Source organism: Virgibacillus sp. LDC1, from assembly GCF_025792345.1.
Taxonomy (GTDB): Bacteria; Bacillota; Bacilli; order Paenibacillales; family Paenibacillaceae; genus Paenibacillus_AQ; species Paenibacillus_AQ lautus.
Genome location: NZ_JAOXLZ010000003.1, coordinates 64,979 through 91,829, shown reverse-complemented (window position 1 = coordinate 91,829; position 26,851 = coordinate 64,979). Strand labels below are relative to the sequence as shown.

The window sequence follows — 26,851 nt, the reverse complement described above, 5'->3', positions numbered from 1 at the left end:
TCTGAATGTGCACGGGATCACGCTATGCCCTTGATCACCCGTGTCTGAGAATGACGTGTTTGATCTGGAAATTGTCCGTTTCGGCTACGGCCCATACATGCTCGCCATGCTGGATCTCATCGCCGTCTTGAGCCGTCGTGCCTTTCTGATACTGTATCCAGCCGCCGATCGTATCCATCTCCTCGTTATTCTCGAATACCAAGCCGAAGCGCTTCTCAAGCTCCTCCAAGAGAACCCGTCCGCTTATCAGGTATTCGCGTTCACCGATCATGCGGATATCCGCTACTTCATCTTCATCAAATTCGTCGCGAATTTCCCCGACGATCTCTTCCAAGATATCCTCCAGGGTCAGAATCCCCGCCGTACCTCCGTATTCATCAATCACCAAAGCCATATGCATCTGCTCCTGCTGCATCTTCAGCATGGCATCCTGGATCGGCGTAATTTCAAGGACGACCGGGAGATCCCGAACGAATTCTTCCAGCTTGCGGTCTCGTCCGGCCACGATGTGGGGCAGCATCTTTTTCACGTTGACGACGCCAACCACCCGATCCTTGCTGCCATCCTCGATGACAGGATACCGCGTATAGTTGTGCTCATCCAGGATACGGACGATGTCCGGGTGTTTCATGCCTTTATCCAGGGTGATCAGATCCGTTCTCGGTACCATAATGTCTTTGGCCACACGCTCATCAAACGAAAATACGTTTTCCATGTAAGCCAGCTTGGTCTCATTGATCTCGCCGCCCTGAAAGCTCTGTGCCATGACAATGCGCAGTTCCTCTTCCGAGTAGGCCTGCTCATGCGGCGCAGGTTTCACGCCGAACAAACGAAGCAGCACGCGCGAGGCTCCATTTAACGCCCAAATGAACGGATACATCAGCTTTCCGAACCAATACAGCGGGGCTGCAAGGAGCAGCGTCATCTTTTCCGAGAATTGAATAGCCAAGGTCTTGGGCGCCATCTCCCCCACCACGACATGCAAAAAGGTCACGAGAATGAACGCAATGGCGTAAGAGGCAATCGAGGCCGTTGAAGCCGATACGTCAAACCAATCGAATACCGGGTACATGAAACGTTCAACGGCCGGCTTGCCGATGGCCCCGAGCCCGAGCGCCGTCACTGTAATGCCGAGCTGGCAGGCCGAGAGATAGTAATCAAGATCCCCGGCTACCTTTTTGGCAACAACCGCCTTTTTGTTTCCTTCCGTTATCAATTGATCGATCCGCGACATGCGGATTTTAACGACAGCAAACTCGGACGCTACGAAAAAAGCGGTCAACGCTATCAGTATGGCAAGTATGATTAAATTAGTGATGGTAATAATGTCCAATGATTTCCCTCTTCAGAGGGATTCACCTCCAGATTGAATTAAAGGCCATAGGTTATGCATCTGAACAGGTCATGTCTATATACGATATTTCCATGAAAAAGAGGTAGTTCGCTGAAAATATTACCGCCTAATTCCGCAATTTGATCCATTTGCAATAACGCCTTCCCAATGTACTACCTCCTCTCCTGGAATCTATTTTTCATATTTATGAAAAAATTATATCATGGCAGCCCTCAAACCATCCAGTTGCACGTTATGGTTTGAGGGCGGATTCCAGCACGAATTCACATAATTCTCACTTGTTTGATGAGGTATATTCCTACGTGGTACTAAATATGCCCTGTTATGTATTAAAATGTACGCTTCATCTATTGTTCATCCATTCATAACCATAATGGCATTCGCCTGGTGGGATCCGTGCAGGCTGGTTCAACTTACAGGAAAAAACCGCAGGATCGTGACTGGATCCTGCGGTTTTTCCATTATCTTGTTACGTATTTCGTTATCCATGGAGATCTACGGTTTTGTTTATATCCGAGTCACCCTTCGGCTCTTGGCCCACCATTTTCTTGAAGAAGGCTTTGACCGTTTTCGTTTTGTTTCCGGTTTCCCAATACTCCGCAGTATCTGTATCCACCTTGATCAGAATCATGTTGGGATCGTCGTAGGACGTTTGCAGAAACTTCTCATATGCCGCATTCCAAAGCGCCTTTTTCCGCTCAAGGTCATCCACGACTTCGGCCGTTCCCCGAATCGATACATAGGATTTGCCGACATAAGCGACATTGACGTTGGGATTGGCCATAATTTCTTGATATTTGCTGGTATCCCTCTTCGTTAAGAACCACAAATCGCCGTCGAATTCGATATCCTGCGTTTGCATCGGTCTGGAATTGATCCCGCCCTCCGATATCGTGGAGAACATCGCCGTTTCGATATCCTTGATAATATCCTTCACGGTCTCGACCGCTTCCTGGTTCACTACGGTTTCGTTTGACATCTCAATCACCCCATCCTTGTGTTTAGTCTCTATTTACACTTCCCCAAAATAAGTTAAACGATGAATCATGTAAGACTCCGTTTTTCTTTGCAGGCTCATTCACTCATGACTTTATGTAGAACCTGAACCATCGCCTGCGCCAAAAAAGCCGAAACTGCCAGCGCAGTCCGACTTTTTTGGTGCAGCGATTTGTTATGGAGCTTACATCATTTCTCTGTACCTTCCGCCGCTATACACTCGCTTTGAATTCAAGCGCGTAAACGGATGAAGGCCTCAAGTTGTAACCTTGGCGCCATGCCTCTGCCGGCACCCTGCTTTCTTTGCACACAATATGATCCGGCTGGAATACGGAGTTAATATCATCGTAAGAATTGCCGGTGATCTCATAAAGAATCGTTTCCCCGGAAGCCTCGAAGGCCTGCAAATCCAGTACGGCCTTTACCTCCTCCAGACTTCGGTTCACGATAAATACGGTGACTTTGCTGCCGTCGCCATTCGTCCCGGCCGCAACGTCCAGGTCCGGAAGCGCATCAAGCTCCATCGGCGTCTTCTTGCTTGATGCCACGGAGAAAGTTCCGCATTCCGCTTGGACGGGGAGAATACGCCGAACATCCCGATTCGCGTAAAGCTTTAACACTTCATAGGTCGGCGTCCCGTATATCGTGAGCGGAAGCCCGCTCCATCCGGGCTCCTTGCCGCAATACTGATCCGCATAGTAATCCCCGACACGTATGCATCCTCCGAGCCAGCCATTAACAAGATCGGAGAAGCTGCCGATATGCACCATGTCGCTGCAGCGAATCATTTCGTTCAGGTTGGCGGCATTAGCCACCGCGGCTCCTAACGTGTGCTCGTTCGGCAGCCCTTTTCGCACCGTATTCGGATAGTACATCGTGTTATATTCGGTGATCGCCAGCTTCACGTGGCTGTGCTTCGCCTTGGACTCAATCAGCTCCGTCGTCTGACGGATATGGTGCCGGGTCCACTCGGGATAAGAGGCAATCGCCTTATAACGTTCCTCCGCCGGCGTTTCGCGGTTCATGCCGAAAGGTCCGTAGCCGTGATACAAATGCAGTGTCAAATAATCCATATACTCGCCTGCCAGGTCCAACACGGTCCGGTTCCATTCCTGGTCGTAATGACCGCAGGCCAGCAGCACGATGGAAGCGTCCGCCTCCTTCATGGCCTTGGCAAACGATATCGTCCGCTCGCCAAACCGTTCTGCTGTACAAGTGCCGACCTGCCATTGGCCCCATACTTCGTTACCGATTTCCCAATACTTGACGTTATACGGCTCAGGGAAGCCGTTTTGGGCACGTAAAGCCCCCATCGGCGTATCCGCGCTTCCGTTGCAGTATTCGATCCACTGTGCGGCTTCTTCAGGGGTACCCGATCCGTCGTTCACGCAAATCAGGGGCTCCACCTGCAGCTCGCGGCAAAAGCGGATGAATTCGTCCGTGCCGAAATATTTGCTGGTCCATCCTCCCCAAGCCTCGTTGTACATGACCGGTCTCTCCAGGACCGGGCCGATGCCATGCTCCCAATGGTAAGCGCTGATATAATTGCCTGCGAGCCTCATCATGCCCGCATTCAGCTCTCTTGTCATCTCGATCACTTCACGCTTCACCATGGCGATGCTATCGTTCGGCAGCAGGGACACGTGATCGATCCAGAGCATGCCGGTGGATACGTGGTCGATCCACCTTGGATGCTCGGCCGGAACATACACCCGGATCTCGGCATCGCTGCAAGCGCGTGTTATGGAGAGCTCTCCCTCGTATTCCTGCCAGTTGTGGCTTGCCAGCTCTATGCGAAGCTGTCCAAGCGTTTCTTCCGTGCGCCGGTCCACGGCATCGACCGTTACGTATTGAAGCTCAATGGAAGCGCGGGCAACAAGCCGGACCGTATACTTCATCGGACCCTTTAATGCCGCTTTCTGCGCAATGCCGGCATAGGCTTCGTCATCGCTCAGGATGCGGATGCGCTGGGCGCGTCCCGAATGTCGGGGTGCCGGGGCTTCCATCGCGTACCCGGTGTTTCGCCCGTTGGTATAGGCGCGCCAGCTTCCCGATACCGGTGTCTTCGTTTCTGCATCGCTTTCAAAATCCATGTCCTTCAGCGGAAACGCGAGCATCGCCTCCATATGGTCCCGGATATCCTCCACAAAATGACCGAACAGATACGGATTAATCTCATGCTCGCTCTTGCGGCTGCAATCAATGGTAATCGTTGCGTTCGTATTCAAGAATATAACCTCCCATGGAATTTTAGGCTGAGCCGTGCAATCATGTCGGCATCACCCTTTAATCGAGCCAATCATGACGCCTTTAACGAAATGCCGCTGCACGAACGGATACATCAGCAGGACAGGTAAACTGGAGACGATAATGACCGCGTATTTGATGCTTTCGGCAAGCAAAATTTTATCCTCCAGTCCAACGCTGCCGTCCACGGCATCGGATTGGCTGATCAGCAGAATTTCGCGCAGCACAAGCTGAAGCGGGTGCAGATCTTCGTTTCGGATGTATATGAGTGCATTAAAGAACGAATTCCAGTGGCCGACCGCATAGAACAACACCATGACGGCCAGGATCGGCTTGGATAAAGGCAGAATGATACTGAAAAGCAGCCTCCAATTGGAGCAGCCGTCGATATGGGCGGCCTCCTGCAGCTCCCAGGGAATACTCGATTGGAAATAGGTCCTCATCACGATCAGATTGTAAGTCGCAATGGCGCCGGGGACAATCAGCGCCCACATCGTATCGACCATTCCCAAATCCTTGACCAGCAGATACGTTGGAATCAAGCCCCCGCTGAAGAACATCGTCAGCGTGATAAACACCATGATCGCATTACGCCCCGGAAGGTCAGGCCTCGATAACGGGTAGGCCGCCAAAATCGTCATCACAATATTCATCACTGTGCCAACGATCGTATAGAAAATCGTGTTGCGATATCCCGTCCAAATCTTTTCGTTCTGCAAAATATTCGTGTAAGCATCCAGCGTTACGCTTTTCGGCAGCAGCCAAACCTCGCCGTTCAATACCCTTGTCGGATCACTGAACGAAGCGCTGACAATAAAAATCAACGGGTACAGCACAATGACGATAATGATCGCGGCGATCGCATATATGATGACATCGAATACCCGTTCATTCGCGGCCTCTTTTACTGTCGACGGCTTGGACATGGCACGTCCCCCCTTTACCATAAGCTTGTCTCCGACGTCTTGCGCGCAACCCGGTTCACGAACAGCAGCAGGATCAGATTGATGACCGAATTAAACAGCCCGATTGCTGCCGTGTAGCTGTATTCTCCCTTTAAAATGCCTGTCGTGTAGACAAACGTGGAAATGACGTCGCTCGATTCCAGATTCAAGTTGTTCTGCATCAACAATATTTTCTCAAAGCCAATGTTCATGAAATGGCCGATATCCAAAATAAGCAAAATGATAACGACAGGCGCGATTCCCGGCAAAGAGATATGCCAGATGCGCCGCAGCCTCGACGCCCCGTCCATCTTGGCCGCCTCGTAGAGCTGCGGGTTCACCCCGCTGAGCGCCGCAATATAGATAATGGACTGCCACCCCATGTTCTGCCATATGTTAGAGCCGATAAAGATGGTCTTGAACCAGCCGGCTTCCTCAAGAAAACGAATCGGCGTACCGCCGACGGCCTCAATCAACAGATTGATCGGACCGCTATTGGGCGAGAGGAACACGTTCAGAATGCCCACGATCACGACCACCGAAATAAAATGCGGAATGTACGTAATGTTCTGCAGCCATTTGCTGAAAGTCTTGTTGCGTATTTCATTGATGATCAACGCCAGCAAGATCGGAATCGGGAAGGCGATCAACAAGGAAAACAAATTGATGGACAGCGTATTCCACAGCAGCCGCCAAAAATAATACGAATCAAAGAAGCGTTCGAAATGCCCGAAGCCCTCCCAGCTGCTGCCGAGGATACCTTTTGCCGGATTAAAATTTTTAAACGCGATTTGCAGCCCGTACAACGGACCATAATGAAAGACCAGATACCAGATGATTGGCAGAAGCAGCATGAGATACAGGTCATATCGCTTGGCCATTTGCCTTAAAAGGCGGGAACCCCGCCTCGAATCGCTTCGAGGCAGAGCCATTGATGTATCAGCTTTGACACGCTTCATGGGCATCCACTCCTTATCCATGATGTAGCAGCATTATTTCTGCATCTTGTCATAGGCATCCTGATACAATTTCTCCAGCTCGTCTACTTTCATCTTCTTGAGCGTGGATTGGAATTCTCCCCACTTGTCGAAGCTAAGCGCGCCAACAATGAATTTCGTGCTTTGCTCTTCGTAATATTTGTCGATGTCGTTGCGCAGAATGTTGACCTGCTGCGCGGTTTGCTCGTCAAACATCGGAGCCGCATAACGAACCTCCGGCATGAACGGATCCAGCTTCTGCTGCGCCTCCTGTACCTGCGGCGGATTGATGAAAGAAGCAACCTGCTCACTGATGAGATGAGGTGCCCCTCCCCCGGCGTAAGGCGTGATTTTGGCCTGATTGCTGATATCCTTCAGGAAATCTTCTGTATAGAACGGAATCCCGTCCTTGAGTTCATAATGTTCCCCTTCCCTGCCGAACCTCAGAAGTGTCGATCCTTCGTCGCTATAGAAATAGTCGATCCAGCGCATCGTGACTTCCGGGTATTTATTAATGGACGTGATGGCAAAGGCTCCAAAATCCCGCGCAATCGGCAAGGCCTGGCTCTGCATCCGATCTCCGTTCGGGCCAGCCGGAGGCGCAATTCCGGTATATTGGTCCTGGATCGACAAGAAGTTATTGTTGGTCTGGTCAAAGAAGAATCCTGCATTTCCCGACCCCTGCTTGGCCAAATATTGCGCTTCGGTGTGCGAGAATATCTCAGGGTCCAAAAGCTTTTCCTTGTAAAGCTTGTTCAAATACATCAGCATCTCTTTATTCTTGTCGCTCCCCATCCAGATGCTCACTTTGTCATTTTCGATATTGATGTTGTATCCGAGCTGCGTATCCAGACCGAATGAGCCGCTCATCGCGGCAACGACCGCCAATCCGACTCGGGCCGTCATCGGAATTTCATCCTGCTTCCCGTTGCCGTTCGGGTCCCCGTCGCGGAAGGCAAGCAGCACCTCGTACAGTTCGTCCGTCGTCTCCGGCACCTCCAGATTCAGCTTTTCCAGCCACATCTGGTTGATCCATTTCTTATCCGTCCGCGCCGCGCCCAGCGTCACAATGCCCGGAACCGCATAAATATGCCCCTCCGGCGTCGTGATGCCCGAGCGAATTTCGGGATATTGCTCCATCAAATTTTTTAAATTCGGCGCATATTCATCGATAAGGCCTTCCAGCGGAATCAACTGGCCTGCCGATCCGTAGCGAACGGCTTCCAGCGGCGATAGGCCGGAACGGAACAAGGCATCCGGCAGCTCATTGGAGGCAAACAACAGATTTTTCTTCTCTTGGAAACCGTCCGTCGGCGCTTCAATGAATTCGACCTTCACATTGCTTAATTTCTCGTAATCCTGAAACACCGGCATCTCTTTGAACGGACCGTTCACGGGTGCAATCCGGGTGAACATCTTGAGATCCACGGGCTGCTCTACAATCGGAAACCCTGTAGCATGAACGACATTCTCTGTACCTTCGGGCGCAGCTTCTTTCTTCGAACCTCCATCGGAACTGCATCCGGCCAGCATCAAGCTGGAAGCGAGCATCGTGATGACCGCGTTTCTTCCCCAGCGTTTACGCATAAATAAGCGACCCCCATATCTCTTCATTCACCAAGCGCGTTTGTAAGCGTTTACCGCCTGGTGTGTGATTATTATAATCCACCCTTCAAGACGGCCCATTACAAAAATATGACCATTTACTCCACATATTTTACGGTTCTTGAAAGGCGGGTTCCCTGCACGGTCTCCTGCCGATCCGAATACTGGGTTTTTTAGCCTATCCTCTTCCCAAGCGGTTCAAATACTCCTGCGGGGTTACCCCCGTTATTTCCTTGAATACTTTGAAAAAATAGTTATGGGTCGTAAAACCCACTTGATTGCTGATTTCCTTGATCGAGTATTTGCCGCTCTCCAGCAGCTTCCGCCCTGCATCGATCCGTACCCGATTCAGATACTCCGAGAACGTCCGCTGCGTCTCTTCCTTGAAGATTCTGCTTAAATAAGAAGAGTTCAGGCCGATTGCGCCGGCGGCAAGCTCCAGCGTGACATAACCCGGATACCTCTCCAGAATAAAATGAACGGCCTGCGTGACATGCCGGGAATACGGACCCGCTGCACGGTGCTGCTTCAGCAGGCCAAGCAAGCCCGCATAGTAGGATTGCAGCCATAACACTAACTCCCCAACACTGCCGATTCTTCCGAGCTCGCTTCTTGAAGGAATCTTCTCCTTCGCATTTTCCGCAGATGGCATCCATGTCTTCCATGCCTTATCCCCGGTTAACATGAGCTCGCTGACGACCATCTGGACCGTATGCGAATGGATCGGCAGATGGCGGATCGAAGCAAAGATGGAGGAGATTAACCCATGCACGTCTTCGACGTCCAGCCTCTCAATCGAAAGCAGAAGCTGTTTGTGTTCCTCGATCGTCAAAGATACGCGCTTAGGGTTTCCGCCAGCAAGTCCGCCGGCCCGGCCCGGTATTCTTGGAGCGGCACTGCTTCCGGTCGACTCCGCCGTGGAAGCATCGAGCACCCGCTCAGCGGAGCTATAACTTGAGCCGAGTTGAGACAAGCTGGTGCATACATGTCCGACGGAGACCACGCATTTTAAATTAAGGAACAGCTCAATCGCATGCTGAAGCTTTCTCATCTGTCCGGCTATCTCGTTCTTTATGGCATGTTCGCTCCGCTCCTCGAACGCAAACACGACAATAAACCTTCCATCCTCCACGTAAGCCGCCGTCCGCTCCTGAATATCGCCCAAACTCTGCTGCATGATATCGACTACCTGCTGAACCAGTCGGTTCGTTTGCACGTCGCTGTATGACTCCGTCAGCAGCAGGAACGGAACAATCTGCACAGCCGCTGCCGCATAGCTTAACGCGTGGGTGTACAGGCGATTTTTTTGTGAAAAAGCCTCAACCTCCATGGTTGCATCCTTCCGCCCGCTAGCGAGATACACGATATAATCCCGAATCAGCACGGGATTCAGCCTCTCGGCCACGGCCTCGTGAGCCATGCGTTCATCCAGCAACCGATCCTCCTGCCGCAACTCCAGTACCGCTTTGTTCAACAGGGTGACCAGCGCTGCACCGTCCAGCCGATGCTTCAACAGATAATCGATGGAGCCGTTCTTCAGACACTCCCGCACGTAGTCATAATCATCATAGCTGCTGAGCATAATCGTCTGAATAAGTGGAAATCGTTCTTTAATCGCCCGGTTGAGCTCTACGCCGTTCATTTCGGGCATATTCACGTCAATAATCGCAATATGCGGGGGAGACTGCTCAATCATGGCCAAGGCCATTAATCCGTTATGCGCTTGGCCGCATAATTCGAATCCATGCTCATTCCAGTCCAATAACGTTCGCAGATCATGCCGCACGAGCGGCTCATCATCAACGAGCAGCACTTGAAACATGGCTTTATATCACCTCTTGTCGGGATTTGTCCGTACTCTCCATTTTTTTCGGCAGCCGGATCTCCGCCTTCGTATATAAACCGGGTTCACTGTACAACTTGACGCCGTACGAATCGCCGTACATGTGAACGATCCGCTCATGCACGCTGCGCACGCCCATTCCGCTAAAACGGGAGGTTTCTCCCTTCTTGCCCGTCTCGCCCGGCAGGTGCGCCCTTTGCCCTTCCGTTATGCCCTTGCCATTGTCAATCACTTCAATCTTCAGGTCGCTGCCCTCATCGCATACGCGAATCAGCACGAGCCCTTCCTGCTCCATTAATCCGATTCCATGAATGATGGCATTCTCCACAAGGGGCTGCAGCATCAGCTTCAGCACCCGGCATTCCAGCAAGACGTCGTCCTCGATCTGGGTAACCATTCGGATCGGCTCCATATACCTGTACTTCATGATCGAGATATAGCGTTCAACATAATCCAGCTCTTCCCTCACCGTCAGAAATTCGCTCGAATTGCCCAGAACGCCGCGCATGAGCTCAATCAGCGATCCCGACACCTCTTCGATATTCGGCACGCCGTTCATCTTGGCCAAATACTTGATGGTGTTGAGCGAATTGTATAAAAAATGGGGGTGAATTTGTGCCTGAAGCGCCGTTAGCTCGGCCTCCCGCTTCTCCTTCTCGCTGACCCGTATCCCTTCCAGCAGCCGCTTCAATTCCTCCACCATGCTGATAAAGACGCTGTAAAGCTCCCCTGTCTCGTCCTTGCCTTTGATTTCCTTTCTCGGGAACGTCAGATTCCCTTCCTTCACGAACATCATCAGGGATTTCAACCTCCGGATGTTGAGGGTGATTCGGGAAGATACCTGCAGCGAACCGATCAGGACAACAATAAAGACGATAACCGATACCTCCGCCAACAATTTACGGAGCCTTGTCGATTCGCTAAGCAGCGAATCCATCGGTATCAGAGCCAGGGTGGTCCATCCCGTATAACCGGATTGGCGGCTGACGACGATGTAGTCTCTGCCGTCAATGGTTTGCTTGATGGCATCCCCATTCCCTGCGAGCTCCCCATGGATGCTGAGGATCTTCTCGAATGAAGGGGCAAAGGATGGCGCCGATTCGGCCTCATAGACAAACCCGCCCTGCTTGTCCAGTACATAGACCATGCTATCGGTGGTCGGCTTTACGCCGTATGTTTTTTGGATGAAATCATAATTCAAATCCACCATGACAACCCCGATCGGTTCACGGTTATACCGGATCTCCCGCCCGACCGTGATGGCATCCGACACCCCGGTCTGCTTGAAATACGCATGACGCGATCCATTCTGGAGCATGTAATCCATCATTCCGGTCCCCAAAACCGTCTTGTCCAGCCACGGGCCACCCGAGAAAAACACCTTGCCGTTCAAACCGACCACGGCAATCCGTGAAATATACGGCTTGTAATCGATCAGAACGGAAAGAAACTCATCGATCCGTTTCTGCTCTTGAAACCATTCAAAGCTAATTTCTTCATGAGGGCTCAGCAAGGTGTCAATCACCGTGTTTTTGTTGGTCACCACGACGGTGTTCAGCCGGTCGATCTCTTCTAGCATCATATTCAGCGATTCATCCGCCTGCCTGATGCTGTCCGAGACCGAGGTAATCGCATTTTGCATGATCGTCTCACGCATGCTCATATACACAATGACCGTAATAGAGACAATGGATACGAGCGTAACCGCACTGAACGCAATGAAGATTTTCCCTTGAATGCTTCGTCTCGGTGATATCCACCTTTGAATCGTAGAGAGTTTCATGGGGCGTGTCTCCTTTTTCCAGGTCAGAAGAAATCGATCGTAAACGTTTACAAAAATGTATGGCCGTCCGTACGGTTAGCATTGAGCTCCGCGCATGGTTATGGGAGGCACCTTATAATAGATCTTGAAAGCCCTGGTGAACGAATACAAATTCGGATAGCCGAGAGACAAGGCAATCTCGGTAATCGTTGCGTCCGTTTCTTGTAACAACCGTTTTGCCTTTTCCATTCGTATGCGCTGAAGGTATTTTAATGGCGGCATTCCTACCTGATGGGTGAACATATTGGAGAAGTACGACCGATGCACCCCCGCGAATTCGGCAACCTGCTGTACGGAAATTCCCTCGGTGGCATGCAGCTCCATATAATCCAAACACTCGTGAATCCATCCTGCAAGTTCCGTCGGCTGTGCGGAAGCCATATCCGGGACCATCCCGGCGAGCAGCCCATAAATCAAGCCGTGCAGCTCCAGCGATACCGCCGGTTTCCAGCGCTCGACTGCGGCCAGGGCATCAATCACGCGTTCGGAGGATTCTTTGACCTTAGAGGATATCATCTGTTTGCCGAACGGGCTTTCCGGGAATAAGCCCGCCAGCTCCAATAATGGCTTGACCCTGTTCCCGTCCACTGCCAACCAGCTCATCTGAAGCGGTGTATCCGCGGGAAGCAGGTGATAATAATAGGTCCGACCCGGAAACAGGCAGAACAGATCATTCTTCTGCAGATCCACTCGTTTGTCTTCGAACTCCAGCCGCACCCTGCCTTCATGTACAAAATGCAGGCTGTAACACTCGATTCGTTTCGGTCCGACCCTGTAATTGGGCTTGGCTATGCTTCGCCCGGCCCGGACAGGCCAGATCTGTTCCTCTTTATCCAAATATCCCGGCGTATAATAGATGAACTCCGCATATTCGTATTCGTATTCCTGCATCATGGCTCCCCTCCTCTTCCTTCATTTTTTCTATCAAGAATAACAAAATGACAATAAAAATATAACACCCCGCTATTTTTATAACCCGTTATTTCCAATATCATCATACTAGGAGGGGATTACACTTGTCGAGAAGACCTAACATTTTGCTAATCACAAGCGATCAGCAGCATTGGAATACAATCGGCGCATTTCAGCCTGAAATCTCTACGCCGAACCTGGACCGCCTCGCACGTCAAGGAACGACGTTCGATCGGGCATATTGCCCCAATCCGACCTGCACGCCGAGCCGGGCTTCCATCATTACGGGGCAGTACCCGAGCCAGCATGGAGCCTGGACCTTGGGGACAAAGCTGCTGGAAGACCGCCATACCGTGGGAGAGAGCTTCCAAGACGCAGGCTACCGGACCGCACTGGTGGGAAAAGCGCATTTTCAGCCGTTGAAGTCAACGGAAGATTACCCATCCGTGGAGGCCTACCCGATTCTTCAGGATTTGGAGTATTGGCGGAATTTTCACGGTCCTTTTTACGGCTTTGATCACGTCGAGCTGGCCCGCAACCATACGAATGAGGCCCATGTCGGACAACATTATGCCCTATGGCTGGAGGAGCAAGGATGTGCCCATTGGCGGGATTACTTCCTGCCGCCTACGGGAACCATGGATCCTTCCCAAACCTACACCTGGCCCATCCCGGAAAAATACCACTACAACACCTGGATCGCCGAGCGAACCAATGCGCTTTTGGACCAATATCAGAAGGCGGATGACCCTTTCTTTATGTGGGCGAGTTTCTTCGACCCGCACCCGGAATATCTGGTGCCGGAACCATGGGATTCGATGTATGATCCGGAAAAACTCACGATCCCATCCCTGACGCCCGGTGAGCATGACCGCAATCCGCCGCACTTCCGCTTGACGCAGGAAGAAGATCCGGATTTTTCCCATCTCGCTGAAACCGGGTTCGGCATTCACGGCTACCGTTCCCATCATTATTACGAATACGGCTCGAAATCCAGGTTAACGGAGTACGACAAGAAGAAGCTGGTCGCCGTGTATTACGGCATGATCAGCATGATGGATAAATATATCGGCAGCATTCTCGATAAACTGGATGAACTGGGACTGTCGGAGGATACGATCGTTGTTTTCACCACCGATCATGGACATTTCTTCGGCCAGCACGGCCTTCAAGCCAAGGGCGGGTTCCATTACGAGGATTTAATCAAGCTTCCATTCATTGCACGATATCCAGGACGGATGCCTGCCGGAAAAAGGACAAATGCGATGCAGTCCCTGGTCGATCTGGCCCCTACCTTTCTATCCTTCTGCAATATACCGATACCGCCAGCGATGACGGGCATCGACCAAAAGGATGTGTGGCTCGGTAACGCGGACGCCGCGCGGCAGCACGCGCTCTGCGAATTCCGTCATGAGCCTACGACGATTCATCAAAAAACGTACATCGAGCAGCGCTATAAAATCACCGTTTATTACAACCAAACCTACGGCGAGCTCTTTGACCTTGAAGCGGATCCCGGCGAACTGCGCAATTTATGGGACGACCCGGGGTACGAGCAGCTGAAGGCAGAGCTTCTGCTTAAGTATATCTGGGCCGAGCTTGGCAAGGAGCCGATGCCGATGCCGAGAATTCATCACGCCTAATGGAAAGGATAAACGTGTACTTTAGCAGTCTGAAAGAACGGTTAACGCTGCTGGCCCGGCTGTTCTGGACCTTCTTTCGCATCGGCCCCTCCACCTTCGGAGGCGGATATGCGATGCTGCCCATAATTGAGCGCGAAGTGGTGAGCAAGAAAAAGTGGGTAAACGAGGAGGAAATCGGTGAGCTGATCTCGCTTGCCGGTTCCGCTCCCGGCGGAGTCGGTGTAAATGCTGCCGCGATGATCGGCCACCGGCAGGCCGGTATTGCCGGGGCTGTTTCGGCCGTGCTTGGCGTGACATGCCCCACGTTTTTGATCGTGATCCTGATCAGCGTAGGTGCCGTTTTTTTTCGGGATCAACCCAAGGTTGAAGCTGCTTTAAAGGGGATGCATGGCGCCGTTATTGCGTTGATCACCGTCGCTGCTTACCGGATGGCCAGATATGCCGTCTTCGATGTGACGACAATGATATCCACCCTTGCCACCGTATCCGTGATGCTGTTTACAGGCGTGCACCCCCTCTATCTTATTGCGCTAAGCTTACTATGCGGAATGGCCGTCATTCAGATCAAAAAACGGCTGGGCCTTCAAGCGAATACAGAGAAGAAGGCAAGGATCAACAGCTGCCCGGAACTGGAATATTACATTTGAGCGAAACGAATCGGGGCGATTGAAACATGTATTGGGACTTGTTCATGATGTTCATAAGTGTAGGCCTCGTGTCCTTTGGCGGCGGTTATGCGGTAATCCCGGTCATTCAGAAGGAGGTAGCGGAAAAAGGGCTGCTGACTACGGCGGAATTCCAGCAGACCGTGGCGCTGGCCGGCATGGCGCCCGGTTCGATCGCCACCAATGCCGCTACGCTGATTGGCTACCAGTCGGCCGGCTATATCGGAGCCGCCGTCTCCACCGCGGGCATCATCCTGCCGTCGCTGGTTGTCATCGTGCTGCTCTCCGCCCTCTTCTATCGCATGCGGGGCAATCCATGGGTAAAATCTTCTTTATACGGCCTGCGTCCCGTAACGACAGGACTCATTGTATATGCAGCTATTCATTTTGGGTATCCCGATGAGGGCGAAGGGCTCATCGGGGGCCTCATTCCTACGCTGCTGATTTGCGGAGCCTGTTTATTTCTCTTGCTGAAGTATAAACTTCACCCGTTGTTGATTCTTCTCATGGCCGGCGCTGCCGGCATTGTTTTATTCTAATTTGTAATAGGGGGGCGGGAACAGACGGCTCAACAGCATACCCAAACGGTCCTCCTTCTTGTACGTCGTGCACCCTGCTCCCCGTGCGCACGGTGCGTGGTCCGGGGCATGCTTGGATGGCTGTCGGCCGTGCGTGAATGATTGGACAAGGCTGACTTTCCAAACGAACGAATAACAAGCCGGAACCTTCATGGTCCGGCTTGTTTTAGTTTCTTTTGTTATGGTGTCATCCGTTCAGAAATTCGTTTGGCCATCCACTCGTTTACGTCCCATAGATCCGTAACAGGAGCTCCTGTGAAGGGCAGCGTATGCATGTAACCGGAATGGGCAGGCCCGAATTCAGGCGTCATGCTGGTATAGCTGAACCCTTGCTCGCTCCGGTATTGGACAATTCGTGTCCACCATGCTTCAAAGGCCGCAAGCTCCCGGCTATATTCAGGCGCCCCGGGATGGGGAACCTGCGGGCCCTGGGCATAGCCTACGCGCGCGTGAATATGGACGGTCCGGCGAATAGCGACCTCCATATCTTCCGCATAATCCTCCAGCAAAGACTCGGTTACGCAGCACCAATGGCTGAAATCAGCCGTAATGCTCAGCTCCTATGATCCGTCTTCGCCGATCATTTGCAGCTCAATTTGTTTCATTTCGTAAAAATATCCCTTTTGTTCCATCAGCTCTGCATACGTGCCCGCTTCAATGACCCTGCCTTGGTCCATGACTACAATCCGGTCCATCTCTTCCAAGCCGGTCAGCCGATGACAAATCAGAACAAGCGTATCGTTAACCGCTTGCGCCAGCAGATGCTGAAAAACACGCTGCTCCGTAACGTAATCCAGTGAAGACGTCGGTTCGTCCAGAAGCCATAAGCGTCCCTCTCGGAGCATCGCCCGGGCCAAGGCTAAGCGCTGCTTCTCTCCCTCCGACAAGTTCTCCCCTTTTTCGTACACCCTATCGTCCAGGGACTTGTTCGGCAGCTGCACTTTATCCAGTATAACCGACAACGCTTGATCGGAATGATGTTCCTCATTCAGCAGCAGGTTGTCCCGAATGGTGCCCCGAAAGAAATGACTGTGCTGCAGCACCACCTTTGAGGCTTGCCAAATGCTCGTTTCATCCAGTTCCGTAACCGAAGTATCATTCAAACGAATCTGGCCGTCTGTCGGTAAACGCAGCTTGAGCAGCAATTCGATGAGGGTGGTTTTCCCTGATCCGCTCGGCCCGACAATGGCGGTTTTAGATTCCGGCGGTAGATAGAGGGAAATGTCCTTCAGCGCTGGGCGCCATTCATCTTCATATTGAAATGAAACACCGCTCAGCTCAATGGAAACGGCCTTCCCGATAGGGAGGACACCGCTTGGCTGCGGCGGCTGCTTATCTGTGGCATGAACCGTTTCCGCAAGCCGAGCTGCCGCATGTTCGCTATCCAGCTTATAAGCAGGCAGTGTGGCCATTGGCGCGGCTTCTTCAAACACCGTAAGCGAAGCCATGACCAGCATGGCGAGAAATACGCCGGCCAGCGAGCCGGCCATAATCAAATAAGCGCCAAGAATCAGTACGCCCCATGAAATCAGATACGATACAAAAACATGCAGCGATTGCCCGCGCAGCAAATGCCGGGCTGCCGTTTGCTGTTCCGCTGCCAATGCGGCCGAGGTGCGCTGCAGCTGCTGCTCGCGCTTTTTCATTTGCCCGTATACTTTCAAATCGCGGAAACCGTAAAGCATTTCGGTCACTTCAGTGGAAAGCGCCGCTCGTTCTTGGCGAACGCGGCCATATATCCTCCTCTGCCCAAGGAGAACAAGTCCCGGAACCACAAAAGCCGTTACCAGCATCCCCAGCACAAACAAACAGGCAATCCAGAATGAAAAGGCGGAAGTAAACAAAACCGTAGCCAGAAATACCATGACCACAATGACAGGCGGATAGGCGACGCGCAGAAAGTAATGCTGTAAGCTCTCTACATCTCCGACGATCCGTGCGAGCAGCTCTCCGCTCCGTTTTTTGCCCAATATCCCTGGCGTCAAAGGAACCAGCTTGGCAAAAAAGGATGTACGCAAACGGCTGAGCAGAGAGAATGTCGCCCGATGGGAATACAAGCGTTCCGCGTAGCGGCTTGCCGCCCGCAGCAAACCCAGTATTTTTACCAGGGACGTCAGCACAATCAAGGTATAGAGCGGCGGGGCAAATACAGTCTGGGAGATCACATACCCGCTTGCGGCGAAGAGGCATACACCTGCGATGCCCGCAACGAATCCTCCGATAATGGCGATGGCAATATCCTTCCGTTCCTGAATCATCGCCTTGGTTAAAATAGCCAGCTCATTCATGTGAGTCCCCCTTTCCGCTGGGCATCCACCATATCAGCATATTGGGGCAGACGCGCTAGAAGCTCATCATGTCGCCCGCTGTCCAGCAGCGCTCCGTTGTCCATAAACAATATCCGGTCTGCGTGCCGTATCGTGTACAAGCGGTGCGCCACGGTAATCATGGTCGCTTTGCTTGCAAGCTCGGCAATGGACCGCTGTAGGACGCGTTCGGTGTGCAAGTCCAATCCGACGGTGGGCTCATCAAACAAAATAACGGCAGGCTGCTTCAAAAAAGCACGCGCCAGCGCCAGCCTCTGCTTCTCGCCGCCTGACAATCCCCGGCCCCCTTCGCCGACAAAGGTGTCATAGCCCTGCTCCAACTCGGCTGCAACCGCAGCAAGTCCGGCGGCCTCCGCCGCCTGCAGCACTTCGTCCCTGGAGACGTCCTTGCCCGCTCCAATCGCAATATTGTCGGCAAACGTGCCGGCAAAAATATACGGATGCTGGGTAATGTAGCTAACATGATCAAACCAGTGAGCCTCATCGTATTGCGCAAGCGGACGTCCGTTCACCAGCACTTCTCCCGACGTTGGCGCAAGCAGTCCGGCAATGAGATGCAGCAAGGTGGTTTTGCCGGATCCGCTTTTACCGACGATGGCGATTTGCTCCCCTGATCCAAACGACATGGCGCCGGCTGCAAGCTCGAACGAATCCGGCGCATACCGAAACCGGACATCCCTCAGTTCGATGGTTGGCGGCATCCGAATCAAACCCAGATCGGCTGTCCCAGGCTTATCCGCCGTATCCATCGGATTGTCCCCGTTTGTTCTGTCTTTTTTCCCGGCGCTCTCTTGCCCATCTGTCACTGCCCCTGCCTCCCTTGTTTCCGTGAGCATCTCCTCTACTTTTCGGATGGCCCCCATGCTGGTACGACCGCTGTGAAAAGCAGTTCCCGTGTTTTTTAGCAGGCTGTAAAACTCGGGCACCAGCAGCAGGATCAAAAAGGCGGTGTGGAAGGAAAGCGTTTTGAAAACCAGCAGCTGCAGCGCCAGCTCAAGCGCAACAACACCAATGCTAAGCATGACGATGGATTCCAGCATGAAGGTGTTGGTAAACGCAATCCGTAAAATGCCCATCGTTGCATCCCGATAGCCAAGGCTGCTGCGTTCAATTTCCTGCTGCTGATGTTCCGTCCGACCAAACAGCTTGAGCGAAACCAGCCCTTGAAGAGAGTCGAGAAACGTACCGGAAAACTCGGCCAGCTGTGCGAATTTCTCCTCCGATTTGTTCTTCGTTTTCAGCCCCACAAGCACCATAAAAATCGGGATAAAGGGGGCGGTAAACAGCATAATCAAGCCGGAATTCATATGCTCCGTAAAAACAATGACCAGAATCAGGACAGGAATGATGGAGGCTTCTATCATACGCGGGATATACTGGCTGAAATAACTGTCGGCCTCGTCTACGGCATCCAGCGCCACACTGACCTTTCCGCCCGTTTGTCCACGAAACGCGGAAGCTACGGAAGCATGGGCCAGCTTACGCAGCACCGCTGCTCGCATCTCCGTCTTGGCACTGGCAGCCATGTGCAAGCCGATGATCCCGTTTCCATAAGACAGCAGCGTCCGCGCAGCCATCACAGCCAGCAAGGCGCCAAGTATGACAACAACCGTCGAAAAGGAAGCCCGCTGCACAAAAATCCTCTGGACCGCTTCGGCGAGCAGCGCGGCTTGGCCTGCCATGGCTGCACCGAGCCCAAGCGACATGAACCCCAAGAGAATCAACCGTTTCCTTTGTGCGGACATTTGCTCAGCCAGCAGAGTGGTTTTCCCCCTCAACTAACTCCCCTCCTTTATACCAAACCGCTGCAAGGTGCTCCCAAATGAAGTGATACCCACACACGATTATTATTTTTTGCCTTTTACATAATCCGCATCAAACAGGAATAGCCTGAAGACCAGTATAAGAGACGGAATCAGCAGACATAGACCGCCGATAAAGGCTGCCACAAGCGCAGCGCCCATCGACTCATGCGTGGCTCCGCTTTGAATGGTAATGTACGGATCCAGAATATAAGGATATTGCCCGATACCGTATGCAAAAAACGCACAGAAAAATTGCAGCATGACACAAATAAAAGCCAGTCCGTAGCGGCGTCCTTTGTACAGCAGCCATACGGCTATCATGAAAAAACCGACGGAAAGCGCCAGCAGCCACCATAAATCCATCATGTTTTGAAAATGCCGCTCATTATGCTGACTGAGGAAAATAAATGCCGTAAGCGCGGCAATAATGGTGGGCGTACTCCAAAACAGGGCATAGGTGCGCACCAGCTTTAGCGCTGGCTGATCGTCCGCCCGGGAGGCGTAGAAGGCCAGGAACGATCCGCTTATAAACAGCACCGATACGATGGCCAATGCAACGATGCTCCACGACAACGGACTCGTCATCAGTGTCCAATATTCCAAAGAAACAGCCCCGCCTCTTTCCACAATAAAACCGCCTTCGGAAAGCGTTAATGCTACCGACAAGGAAGCCGGAATCAGCAAACCTGTGGCTCCATATAAAAACAGATACACGATATTTTCTTTGGAGCCGTAATTTTCAAACGCGTAAAAGGAGCCGCGGATCGCCAGCAGAATTATGGCGATGCTTCCCGGTATAAGCAGCGCAGAGCCATAATAATAGGCCGTGTCCGGAAAAAAACCGACGATGCCGATAAAGAAAAAGACAAAAAACACATTGGTAATCTCCCAGACCGGCGATAAATAGCGGGATATCAATCGATTGATCAGGTGGTCCTGCTTCGTCAGACGGGCATAGAAGGCAAAAAAACCAGCACCGTAATCAATGGAGGCAATGATTAGATAGCCGTATAAAAACAGCCAAAGAACCGAGATGCCTATCAACTCGTAATGGATCATACCGGCTCACCCTTTCCCGTGGATTGATCGCGTTTCTCTTTCACGAACTCGTCCAGCTCGGCTTCTGCCGGTTTATTACGGAACAAGCGTCTCAGTACAAAGACACACATGGTCCCTAGCACAATATACAATAGCAGGAAGAGGAAAAAGAGAATCCTTACATTCGGTGAAGTGGTAGCCGCCTCCTCTACGCGCATATATCCGCGGATAATCCATGGCTGCCGCCCGAGCTCCGCATAGAACCAGCCCATTTCAACGCCCAAAAAAGCAAGGGGCGCACTAAAAACAATGGCCCGAAGCAGCCACTTGTTGAGCTCATTGCGTCTCTTCCAGAACAAAAACAGGAAATACAGGACCGCAACGGCCAACATAACAAAACCGATCCCGGCCATGAAATCAAACAAATAGTGGACAAGCAGCGGCGGCCTTTCATCAAGCGGAAACTCCTCCAGCCCCTTTACCTCGGCATCAAAGTCTCCAAAGGCCAGGAAGCTGAGCGCTTTCGGAATGTGGATAGCTCCCATGACCTCCCGCTCTGCATTAAGCCAGCCCAGTAATATCAAATCCGCACCGCTTTCCGTTTCAAAATGCCATTCTGCTGCCGCCAGTTTCTCCGGTTGATGCTCCGCCAAAAACTTGGCCGACATATCCCCGGCTAAGGTTGTCAGCAAGCTGAACACCAGAACAACCGCCATCATGAGCTTCAATGCTTTCTTGTAATATGCCGTGGCCCCTTTTCTCAGGATCACGTAGGCTGCGATTCCTGCCAGCAGGGCAGCTCCCGTCAAATAGGCCGAGGTTAGAACATGGAATACTTTTGAAGGCGTCGCCGTATTCAACATCGCCTGCAGCGGGTTAACCGCCGTAAAGTGGCCTGCCTCCATGACAAAGCCTCCAGGCTGATTCATGAATCCGTTCACAGTCGTAATAAAAACAGCGGACATGCCTGCCCCGGCAACAATCGGAATCGTCAGCAGCCAATGGATATACGGGTTGCGGAACCGATCCCACGTGTACATATATATCCCCAGGAAAATGGCTTCAAAAAAGAACGCAAAAACCTCCATAAATAACGGGAGCGCGATAACATTCCCCGCCACTTGCATAAAGTTCGGCCATACAAGCGCAAGCAGCAAGGAGATCGCCGTTCCAGTCACCACGCCAACCGCCACCGAAATAACGAACCCGCGCGTCCATCTTTTGGCCATGAGCGTGTAATGGGGATCCTTCTTACGTATACCGACAAATTCGGCAATGGCAATCATTAACGGAACACCCACGCCAACCGTGGCAAAAATGACATGAAACGCCAAGGTTAGCCCCGTCAGCCATTTGCTCCACAGCACCGTATCTATAACCACGAGATACTGCCTCCTTTCAAACCCTGTTCATTCGTTGATCGGAATTGACCCTAATAAGTACATACCCGATATTTAAACGTTATTATAACGAAGCCATGTCTCAAATGAATCACGAAAGCCTCTCGTTCAAAAAACAATCGTATCTTTCCGACAACTCGGTGAAAAACAAAAAAATCACTCCATCGAGTCATTGATCTATTAACCGATGTATGGTATTTGAAGCTGCATACTCATCTACTCGTACATTCGATAAAAAAGAAAAAGTCCCCGTAAATACGGGAACCAGGCACTCTTCTTTGAATGAAACAACGGACTCTATGTTTTTCTATTTATTCGGACGCACTTTCTGCAGGTCTGAACGTAGATTCTCTTACGATAAGCTCAGGGTCAATCCGAACATTGCCCCCTCGTTTCATCGTACCATCCATGCGCTTTAGCAGCATATCCGCTGCGGCAAGCCCAATCCGGTCAGTAGGCTGCCGGACCGTTGTCAAATGGGGGCGCAGCTTGGATGAAATATACTGATCGTCATAACCCACAATGGCTACCTGTTCTGGAACCCGGATGCCTTCTTCCAGAAGAGCGTTCATAACCCCGAGCGCGATATTGTCATCGCCTGCGAATACGGCGGAAGGAAGTCGTCCTTCCCGCAGCCATTTACGGCAGACATCATAGCCAAAGTCGATTTCGAAATCGCCCGTAATCATTTCGAACGGCGCCAGGCTCCTTTCCTCAAGCGCCTGCAGAAAGCCGCTGCGGCGTTCTCTCGTACTGCGGAACATATCCTGCCCGCTGATATGCGCAATGGAGGTATGGCCGAGATCAAGCAGGTGCTTCGTTGCGGCATAACCGCCTTTGTAGTTGTCTATAGTGACGGAATAAGCGTCATTATCCGGCTTCTGGTTGTCTATCAGGACATAAGGGATATTCCGCCGTTTCAATTCCACGATATAGTTGTCTTCTTCCATTGGTGAGAGCAGAATCAGTCCGTCCACGCGGTCTTCCTGAATCAGATAATGGGCTTCGTCGGAGCCTATGCCCGTAGAGACCGAAATGGCGAGGAAATAACCGTGAAGTGCCAGCACCTCATTCAGCTCCTTGACCACAGCGTCGAAGAAAGAGTCCTGAAGGGTGGTCACAATCAAGCCGACGATCCCTGTCTTACCGCGTGCTAAACTCCGGGCAGCCGCATTGGGACGGTAATCAAGCTCCTTGATGGCCTCCAGAACCTTAAGTCTGTTTTTCTCTCGAACCGATTCGGCACCGTTTAAGACACGTGAAACCGTCACGACGGAGAGTCCTGATTTTTTGGCTACGTCAAATATACTAACCTTCATGGTTTATACTCCTTGCGGCAGATTTTCCGTACGTTTACATTGACTTAACACTAGTATACATGCACGGAGGCCTGGCCGCGAAGCTAATTTAACAAAAGCACCGCCCCTTTTGGGACGGTGCGATAAGTTTGTTTTAGCGTTTGATAATTTCCATGACTTTTTTCTGGATCGTCGGCATCACTTCTTCAACGGTCTTATGTCCGGTATCGATCGGCTGCATTTCGTTGATGAACATGTCGTTGATCTGCGAGTAGTTGGTGATCAGGTGATTGTAGGATTCAAAGCCGTATTTGACGGCGCCTTCGTAAACCTTTTTCACATCTTCCGGATCGATGCCCTCAAAATGCTTGTAATAAGCCTCGGCTGCCTTCGTATTGACAGGAGGGTTGCCGCCGCTCAGGTCAATGGATTTTTCCTGAACTTCATCGCTGACCAGATATTTGATCCATTCAAAAGCTTCCTTCGGATGCTTGGAATCTTTCAGAATAAAGAGGGGATCGACGAACAGCACGCTGCGGATCTTCTCGTTGCCGCCGGCAGGAACTGCAGCCACGCCGACCTTGAACGGGAAGTCATTGGAGCCGGCCAGGCTCCAGGAACCGCTGACGGTCATGCCAATCTTGCCGGTTACGAATGCATCGCCATTTTGCCCGGCTACGCTCTTACTCCATTCCGTCGTCGGGGAAACCTTATCTTTCAAAATCAGGTCAAACAGTTTGTTATAGGTTGTGATCACTTCAGGAGAATCGAAATGAGTCTCTGAAGGCACGCCGCCGTTAGTCCAGGTATCCTGAGAGTATGGCTCAACGCCGAAATACAGTGGGCGCATATCGCGTTCGGACCATGTGAAGTCGACGCCATACTGTGTTTTAGCGATATCGTCGGATAAATGAGTCATTTTTTTTGCATCTTCGACCATTTTGTCAAACGTCCAGCTCTTGTCCTCGTAATCGCTTGGAGGATAAGGAACATTGGCAGCATCGAACATGTCTTTGTTATAGAGCATGAGAGTCACATACATATTGACCGGAATACCGTATACATGGTCTTTGACGGTATAGATTTCCATGAGGTCATCCGGGATGCTGTAATCGGATGCTTTAAATCCGTCTTCTTTTATCATGTCGCTCATATCAAGCAGCATATCTTTGTTGAAATATTCCGCAAAGCCACCGTAGCCATAGTGGCTTGTCACGTCAGGCGATTTACCGCCGGCGATCAGCGTTTGCAGCTTGCTGTCGAACTGCTCGTAAGGTGCCTTTTCTATTCTGACCTTGATGTTCGGGTGCTTGGCTTCAAAGTCCGGAACCAGCTTTTCAATAAACGTGCGGTCTTCCGAATCCATGGTGTAGTGCGTTATCGTTACTTGCTCGCCTGAAGAGCCGGCGCTATCGCCTTTGCCTGCGGGAGCCACTTCTCCCGCTGATTTGCCGCCGCTGCAGCCGGACAATGCCAATACGACGAGCATGCTGAACGCAAGCAGAAGTGCATAGGTCTTTTTAATCCTTCTTTTGTTCATGATCTACAGTCCCCCATATACTCAAGTTTTTTTGCCGCCGCTGCGGCGGGTCTTTACTTGATGCCTGTAAGTACAATTCCTTCAACGAATCGTTTCTGGGCTATCGCAAATAAAGTGACAATTGGCAGCATGGCCAGTACGGAGGCAACCATGAGCAGATGCCACGGCGGAATGCGAAACCGCGACGAGGTGAAGGAAGACATACCGACCGGAAGCGTAAATTTATCCGATGAGCTTAGGTAGAGCACGGGTGTCAGCAAGTCGTTCCAGCTGTAAATGAAGGCAAAAATCGCAACGGTTGCAAGTGCCGGGCCAGACAGAGGCAAGGCAATCCGCCACCACATCCGCAGCTCGCCGCAACCGTCCATGCGTCCGGCGTCAAACAGCTCATCCGGCAGGGTGGAAAAGAACTGGCGCAGCAAAAAGATGTTGTATGCCGAGCCGAAAAATGCAGGTACGATCAGCGGCAAGAACGTATCGATCCAGTTCAGCTTGGAAAAAAGAATGAACTGCGGGATCATAATCGCTGGATAAGGAAGCATCATGGTGCTGAGCATCAGCATGAACCACAGGTTGCTGCCCTTGCCCCGGTATCTGGCGAAGCCGTAGCCTGCCAGCGACGACGACAACAGGGTGCCGACCACGGTGAGAATGCCGATAATGAGACTGTTCATGTACATTTGGCCGAAGTTCAGCGTTTCGAAAATTTCCTTGTAGTTGCTCCACTGCCAGGAATCCGGCAAAAAGGTCGGAGGAAACTTCAGCAGTTCCTTCTTCGATTTCAATGAGGTCGAGACCATGAAAAACAAAGGCAGGAGCATGAGAAAGGTAGTGACCACTAAGGCAATAAAGCTGGCAATGCTTATTGCATCGATTTTGCGCCGGCGTTTATTCGTAGAAGGTGAAGTCGAAGGACTGGCTGCCGGAATGTTACTCATCTGCGTCCGCCTCCTTCATAATGAACATAACGGTTCGAGAATTTCATAATAAGTGCCGTAAACAGCATGACAACGATCAGCAGAACCCACGCGAGAGCGGAGGAGTATCCAGCCCGGTATTCTTTGAAGGCGCTGGTGTACAGGTTGTAAACATAGAACCATGTTGAGTAGTTCGGACCGCCTTGGGTCATGACATACGCTTGCGTAAATACCTGGAAGGAGTCAATGACCCCCATAATCAGCTGGAACAATAGCACCGGTGAGATCATGGGAAGCGTCACATTCAGAAAAATCCGGAAGCGTCCCGCACCGTCAAGCTTGGCGGCTTCCACGAGACTTGCAGGTACACTCATGAGCCCCGCGAGGAACAGAATCATGCCTGAGCCTACTGTCCAGAAGGACATAATCATCAGAGCGTAAAGTGCATAATCCGGACTCATGAGCCAAGATGGGCCACGGATGCCGAACCAGGACAGAACGTAGTTGAACAGGCCGATCGATGGATTAAAGATCCAGTACCACAGCAGTGACATCGCCACGCCGGATACCATGCTCGGAAAGTACATGGCGGTGCGGAAAAATCCGCGGAACGGTATTTTCGTATTGAGCAGGAGCGCAAATCCGAGTGCCAGCAGCAGTTGGATCGGTACGCTTATAAACGTATACCGCACCGTTACCACAACGGATTTCCAAAACAGATCATTGTGAAACATTTCGATGTAATTCGCCAGGCCGACATATTTCGGCGGATGGATAATGTCATAGTCCGTGAAGCTGTAATAAAGGGATGACAGAATCGGATACAAGGCAAACACAAGGAAACCGATAAGCCATGGAGCAATGAAGAGGTACATGTATAACGTCTGCCGCCGGCTTTCGCGATGGGTCACGTAAACACCAACCTTTCTTTTTATTATGA

The 26,851-nt window shown here is 51.6% G+C and carries 22 protein-coding genes; 3 read left to right on the top strand and 19 right to left on the bottom strand.

Features of this window, described 5'->3' with window-relative positions; all coding sequences use genetic code 11:
- Nucleotides 1-34 precede the first annotated feature (34 nt).
- From OHJ21_RS24035 to OHJ21_RS23995, 9 genes are all read right to left on the bottom strand, one after another.
- On the bottom strand, nucleotides 35-1,333 hold the full coding sequence (locus tag OHJ21_RS24035; RefSeq protein WP_100540110.1) for a hemolysin family protein: 1,299 nt from the start codon (nucleotides 1,331-1,333) through the stop codon (nucleotides 35-37).
- 502 nt (nucleotides 1,334-1,835) lie between these two features.
- The gene (locus OHJ21_RS24030) at nucleotides 1,836-2,333 is read right to left on the bottom strand and encodes a pyridoxamine 5'-phosphate oxidase family protein (RefSeq protein WP_326112045.1); all 498 of its coding nucleotides are present in this window, start codon (nucleotides 2,331-2,333) and stop codon (nucleotides 1,836-1,838) included.
- 229 nt (nucleotides 2,334-2,562) lie between these two features.
- Complete coding sequence (locus OHJ21_RS24025; RefSeq protein WP_486021362.1) at nucleotides 2,563-4,578, bottom strand: alpha-L-arabinofuranosidase C-terminal domain-containing protein; 2,016 nt, start codon at nucleotides 4,576-4,578, stop codon at nucleotides 2,563-2,565.
- Between the two features lie 51 nt (nucleotides 4,579-4,629).
- Nucleotides 4,630-5,523, bottom strand: a complete 894-nt coding sequence (locus OHJ21_RS24020) for a carbohydrate ABC transporter permease (protein WP_100540108.1) — start codon at nucleotides 5,521-5,523, stop codon at nucleotides 4,630-4,632.
- 14 nt (nucleotides 5,524-5,537) lie between these two features.
- Nucleotides 5,538-6,500, bottom strand: a complete 963-nt coding sequence (locus OHJ21_RS24015; protein WP_394058176.1) for an ABC transporter permease — start codon at nucleotides 6,498-6,500, stop codon at nucleotides 5,538-5,540.
- Nucleotides 6,501-6,533: 33 nt separating this feature from the next.
- Nucleotides 6,534-8,105 (bottom strand): extracellular solute-binding protein, encoded by a 1,572-nt coding sequence (locus OHJ21_RS24010; protein WP_486021361.1) that lies wholly within the window; start codon nucleotides 8,103-8,105, stop codon nucleotides 6,534-6,536.
- 196 nt (nucleotides 8,106-8,301) lie between these two features.
- A complete protein-coding gene (locus OHJ21_RS24005; protein ID WP_486021360.1) occupies nucleotides 8,302-9,945 on the bottom strand; it encodes a response regulator in 1,644 nt (547 codons plus the stop codon).
- A gap of 4 nt (nucleotides 9,946-9,949) precedes the next feature.
- On the bottom strand, nucleotides 9,950-11,749 hold the full coding sequence (locus tag OHJ21_RS24000) for a sensor histidine kinase (RefSeq protein ID WP_486021359.1): 1,800 nt from the start codon (nucleotides 11,747-11,749) through the stop codon (nucleotides 9,950-9,952).
- Nucleotides 11,750-11,824: 75 nt separating this feature from the next.
- A complete protein-coding gene (locus OHJ21_RS23995) occupies nucleotides 11,825-12,679 on the bottom strand; it encodes an AraC family transcriptional regulator (RefSeq protein ID WP_100540255.1) in 855 nt (284 codons plus the stop codon).
- A gap of 125 nt (nucleotides 12,680-12,804) precedes the next feature.
- On the opposite strand from OHJ21_RS23995, the gene OHJ21_RS23990 reads away from it, so the two are divergent.
- The 3 genes from OHJ21_RS23990 to OHJ21_RS23980 are packed head-to-tail and all read left to right on the top strand — an operon-like array spanning nucleotide 12,805 to nucleotide 15,547.
- Nucleotides 12,805-14,343, top strand: coding sequence for a sulfatase family protein (locus OHJ21_RS23990; RefSeq protein ID WP_486021358.1), 1,539 nt, complete (start codon nucleotides 12,805-12,807; stop codon nucleotides 14,341-14,343).
- On the top strand, nucleotides 14,343-14,990 hold the full coding sequence (locus OHJ21_RS23985; protein WP_486021357.1) for a chromate transporter: 648 nt from the start codon (nucleotides 14,343-14,345) through the stop codon (nucleotides 14,988-14,990). Before OHJ21_RS23990 ends, OHJ21_RS23985 begins: the two co-directional genes overlap by 1 nt.
- Nucleotides 14,991-15,016: 26 nt before the next feature.
- Nucleotides 15,017-15,547, top strand: coding sequence for a chromate transporter (locus tag OHJ21_RS23980; RefSeq protein WP_100540101.1), 531 nt, complete (start codon nucleotides 15,017-15,019; stop codon nucleotides 15,545-15,547).
- Here OHJ21_RS23980 and OHJ21_RS23975 read toward each other — a convergent pair.
- From OHJ21_RS23975 to OHJ21_RS23930, 10 genes are all read right to left on the bottom strand, one after another.
- Entirely contained in the window at nucleotides 15,539-15,739 is a 201-nt protein-coding gene (locus OHJ21_RS23975) for a hypothetical protein (protein ID WP_486021356.1), read from the bottom strand. The two genes, OHJ21_RS23980 and OHJ21_RS23975, sit on opposite strands and share 9 nt — an antisense overlap.
- 26 nt (nucleotides 15,740-15,765) lie before the next feature.
- The gene (locus OHJ21_RS23970) at nucleotides 15,766-16,071 is read right to left on the bottom strand and encodes a hypothetical protein (protein ID WP_486021355.1); all 306 of its coding nucleotides are present in this window, start codon (nucleotides 16,069-16,071) and stop codon (nucleotides 15,766-15,768) included.
- A gap of 75 nt (nucleotides 16,072-16,146) precedes the next feature.
- Nucleotides 16,147-17,874 (bottom strand): thiol reductant ABC exporter subunit CydC, encoded by a 1,728-nt coding sequence (gene cydC, locus OHJ21_RS23965; protein WP_486021354.1) that lies wholly within the window; start codon nucleotides 17,872-17,874, stop codon nucleotides 16,147-16,149.
- Complete coding sequence (gene cydD / locus OHJ21_RS23960) at nucleotides 17,871-19,658, bottom strand: thiol reductant ABC exporter subunit CydD (RefSeq protein WP_486021395.1); 1,788 nt, start codon at nucleotides 19,656-19,658, stop codon at nucleotides 17,871-17,873. Before cydD ends, cydC begins: the two co-directional genes overlap by 4 nt.
- Nucleotides 19,659-19,760: 102 nt before the next feature.
- Complete coding sequence (locus OHJ21_RS23955; RefSeq protein WP_100540096.1) at nucleotides 19,761-20,777, bottom strand: cytochrome d ubiquinol oxidase subunit II; 1,017 nt, start codon at nucleotides 20,775-20,777, stop codon at nucleotides 19,761-19,763.
- Nucleotides 20,774-22,138, bottom strand: coding sequence for a cytochrome ubiquinol oxidase subunit I (locus tag OHJ21_RS23950; protein ID WP_100540095.1), 1,365 nt, complete (start codon nucleotides 22,136-22,138; stop codon nucleotides 20,774-20,776). The genes OHJ21_RS23955 and OHJ21_RS23950 overlap by 4 nt, the downstream gene beginning before the upstream one ends.
- A gap of 329 nt (nucleotides 22,139-22,467) precedes the next feature.
- Nucleotides 22,468-23,475, bottom strand: coding sequence for a LacI family DNA-binding transcriptional regulator (locus OHJ21_RS23945; RefSeq protein ID WP_394058162.1), 1,008 nt, complete (start codon nucleotides 23,473-23,475; stop codon nucleotides 22,468-22,470).
- 133 nt (nucleotides 23,476-23,608) lie between these two features.
- Nucleotides 23,609-24,994: an ABC transporter substrate-binding protein gene (locus OHJ21_RS23940; protein WP_486021353.1), complete on the bottom strand. Its 1,386-nt coding sequence runs from the start codon at nucleotides 24,992-24,994 to the stop codon at nucleotides 23,609-23,611.
- Between the two features lie 53 nt (nucleotides 24,995-25,047).
- Nucleotides 25,048-25,932 carry a carbohydrate ABC transporter permease gene (locus OHJ21_RS23935; protein WP_100540092.1) on the bottom strand — a complete coding sequence of 295 codons (885 nt, stop codon included), beginning with the start codon at nucleotides 25,930-25,932 and terminating at the stop codon, nucleotides 25,048-25,050.
- Nucleotides 25,929-26,786 (bottom strand): carbohydrate ABC transporter permease, encoded by an 858-nt coding sequence (locus OHJ21_RS23930; protein ID WP_100540091.1) that lies wholly within the window; start codon nucleotides 26,784-26,786, stop codon nucleotides 25,929-25,931. The genes OHJ21_RS23935 and OHJ21_RS23930 overlap by 4 nt, the downstream gene beginning before the upstream one ends.
- Nucleotides 26,787-26,851 lie beyond the last annotated feature (65 nt).

Bases quoted from the DNA above. Each gene is read 5' to 3' on its own strand.
- OHJ21_RS24030 (WP_326112045.1), bottom strand. From the start codon at position 2,333: ATGTCAAACGAAACCGTAGTGAACCAGGAAGCGGTCGAGACCGTGAAG.
- OHJ21_RS24020 (WP_100540108.1), bottom strand. From the start codon at position 5,523: ATGTCCAAGCCGTCGACAGTAAAAGAGGCCGCGAATGAACGGGTATTC.
- OHJ21_RS24015 (WP_394058176.1), bottom strand. From the start codon at position 6,500: ATGAAGCGTGTCAAAGCTGATACATCAATGGCTCTGCCTCGAAGCGAT.
- OHJ21_RS24010 (WP_486021361.1), bottom strand. From the start codon at position 8,105: ATGCGTAAACGCTGGGGAAGAAACGCGGTCATCACGATGCTCGCTTCC.
- OHJ21_RS24005 (WP_486021360.1), bottom strand. From the start codon at position 9,945: ATGTTTCAAGTGCTGCTCGTTGATGATGAGCCGCTCGTGCGGCATGAT.
- OHJ21_RS24000 (WP_486021359.1), bottom strand. From the start codon at position 11,749: ATGAAACTCTCTACGATTCAAAGGTGGATATCACCGAGACGAAGCATT.
- OHJ21_RS23995 (WP_100540255.1), bottom strand. From the start codon at position 12,679: ATGCAGGAATACGAATACGAATATGCGGAGTTCATCTATTATACGCCG.
- OHJ21_RS23985 (WP_486021357.1), top strand. From the start codon at position 14,343: ATGGAAAGGATAAACGTGTACTTTAGCAGTCTGAAAGAACGGTTAACG.
- OHJ21_RS23980 (WP_100540101.1), top strand. From the start codon at position 15,017: ATGTATTGGGACTTGTTCATGATGTTCATAAGTGTAGGCCTCGTGTCC.
- OHJ21_RS23975 (WP_486021356.1), bottom strand. From the start codon at position 15,739: ATGAAGGTTCCGGCTTGTTATTCGTTCGTTTGGAAAGTCAGCCTTGTC.
- OHJ21_RS23970 (WP_486021355.1), bottom strand. From the start codon at position 16,071: ATGGAGGTCGCTATTCGCCGGACCGTCCATATTCACGCGCGCGTAGGC.
- cydC (WP_486021354.1), bottom strand. From the start codon at position 17,874: ATGAATGAGCTGGCTATTTTAACCAAGGCGATGATTCAGGAACGGAAG.
- cydD (WP_486021395.1), bottom strand. From the start codon at position 19,658: ATGTCCGCACAAAGGAAACGGTTGATTCTCTTGGGGTTCATGTCGCTT.
- OHJ21_RS23955 (WP_100540096.1), bottom strand. From the start codon at position 20,777: ATGATCCATTACGAGTTGATAGGCATCTCGGTTCTTTGGCTGTTTTTA.
- OHJ21_RS23945 (WP_394058162.1), bottom strand. From the start codon at position 23,475: ATGAAGGTTAGTATATTTGACGTAGCCAAAAAATCAGGACTCTCCGTC.
- OHJ21_RS23940 (WP_486021353.1), bottom strand. From the start codon at position 24,994: ATGAACAAAAGAAGGATTAAAAAGACCTATGCACTTCTGCTTGCGTTC.
- OHJ21_RS23935 (WP_100540092.1), bottom strand. From the start codon at position 25,932: ATGAGTAACATTCCGGCAGCCAGTCCTTCGACTTCACCTTCTACGAAT.
- OHJ21_RS23930 (WP_100540091.1), bottom strand. From the start codon at position 26,786: ATGTACCTCTTCATTGCTCCATGGCTTATCGGTTTCCTTGTGTTTGCC.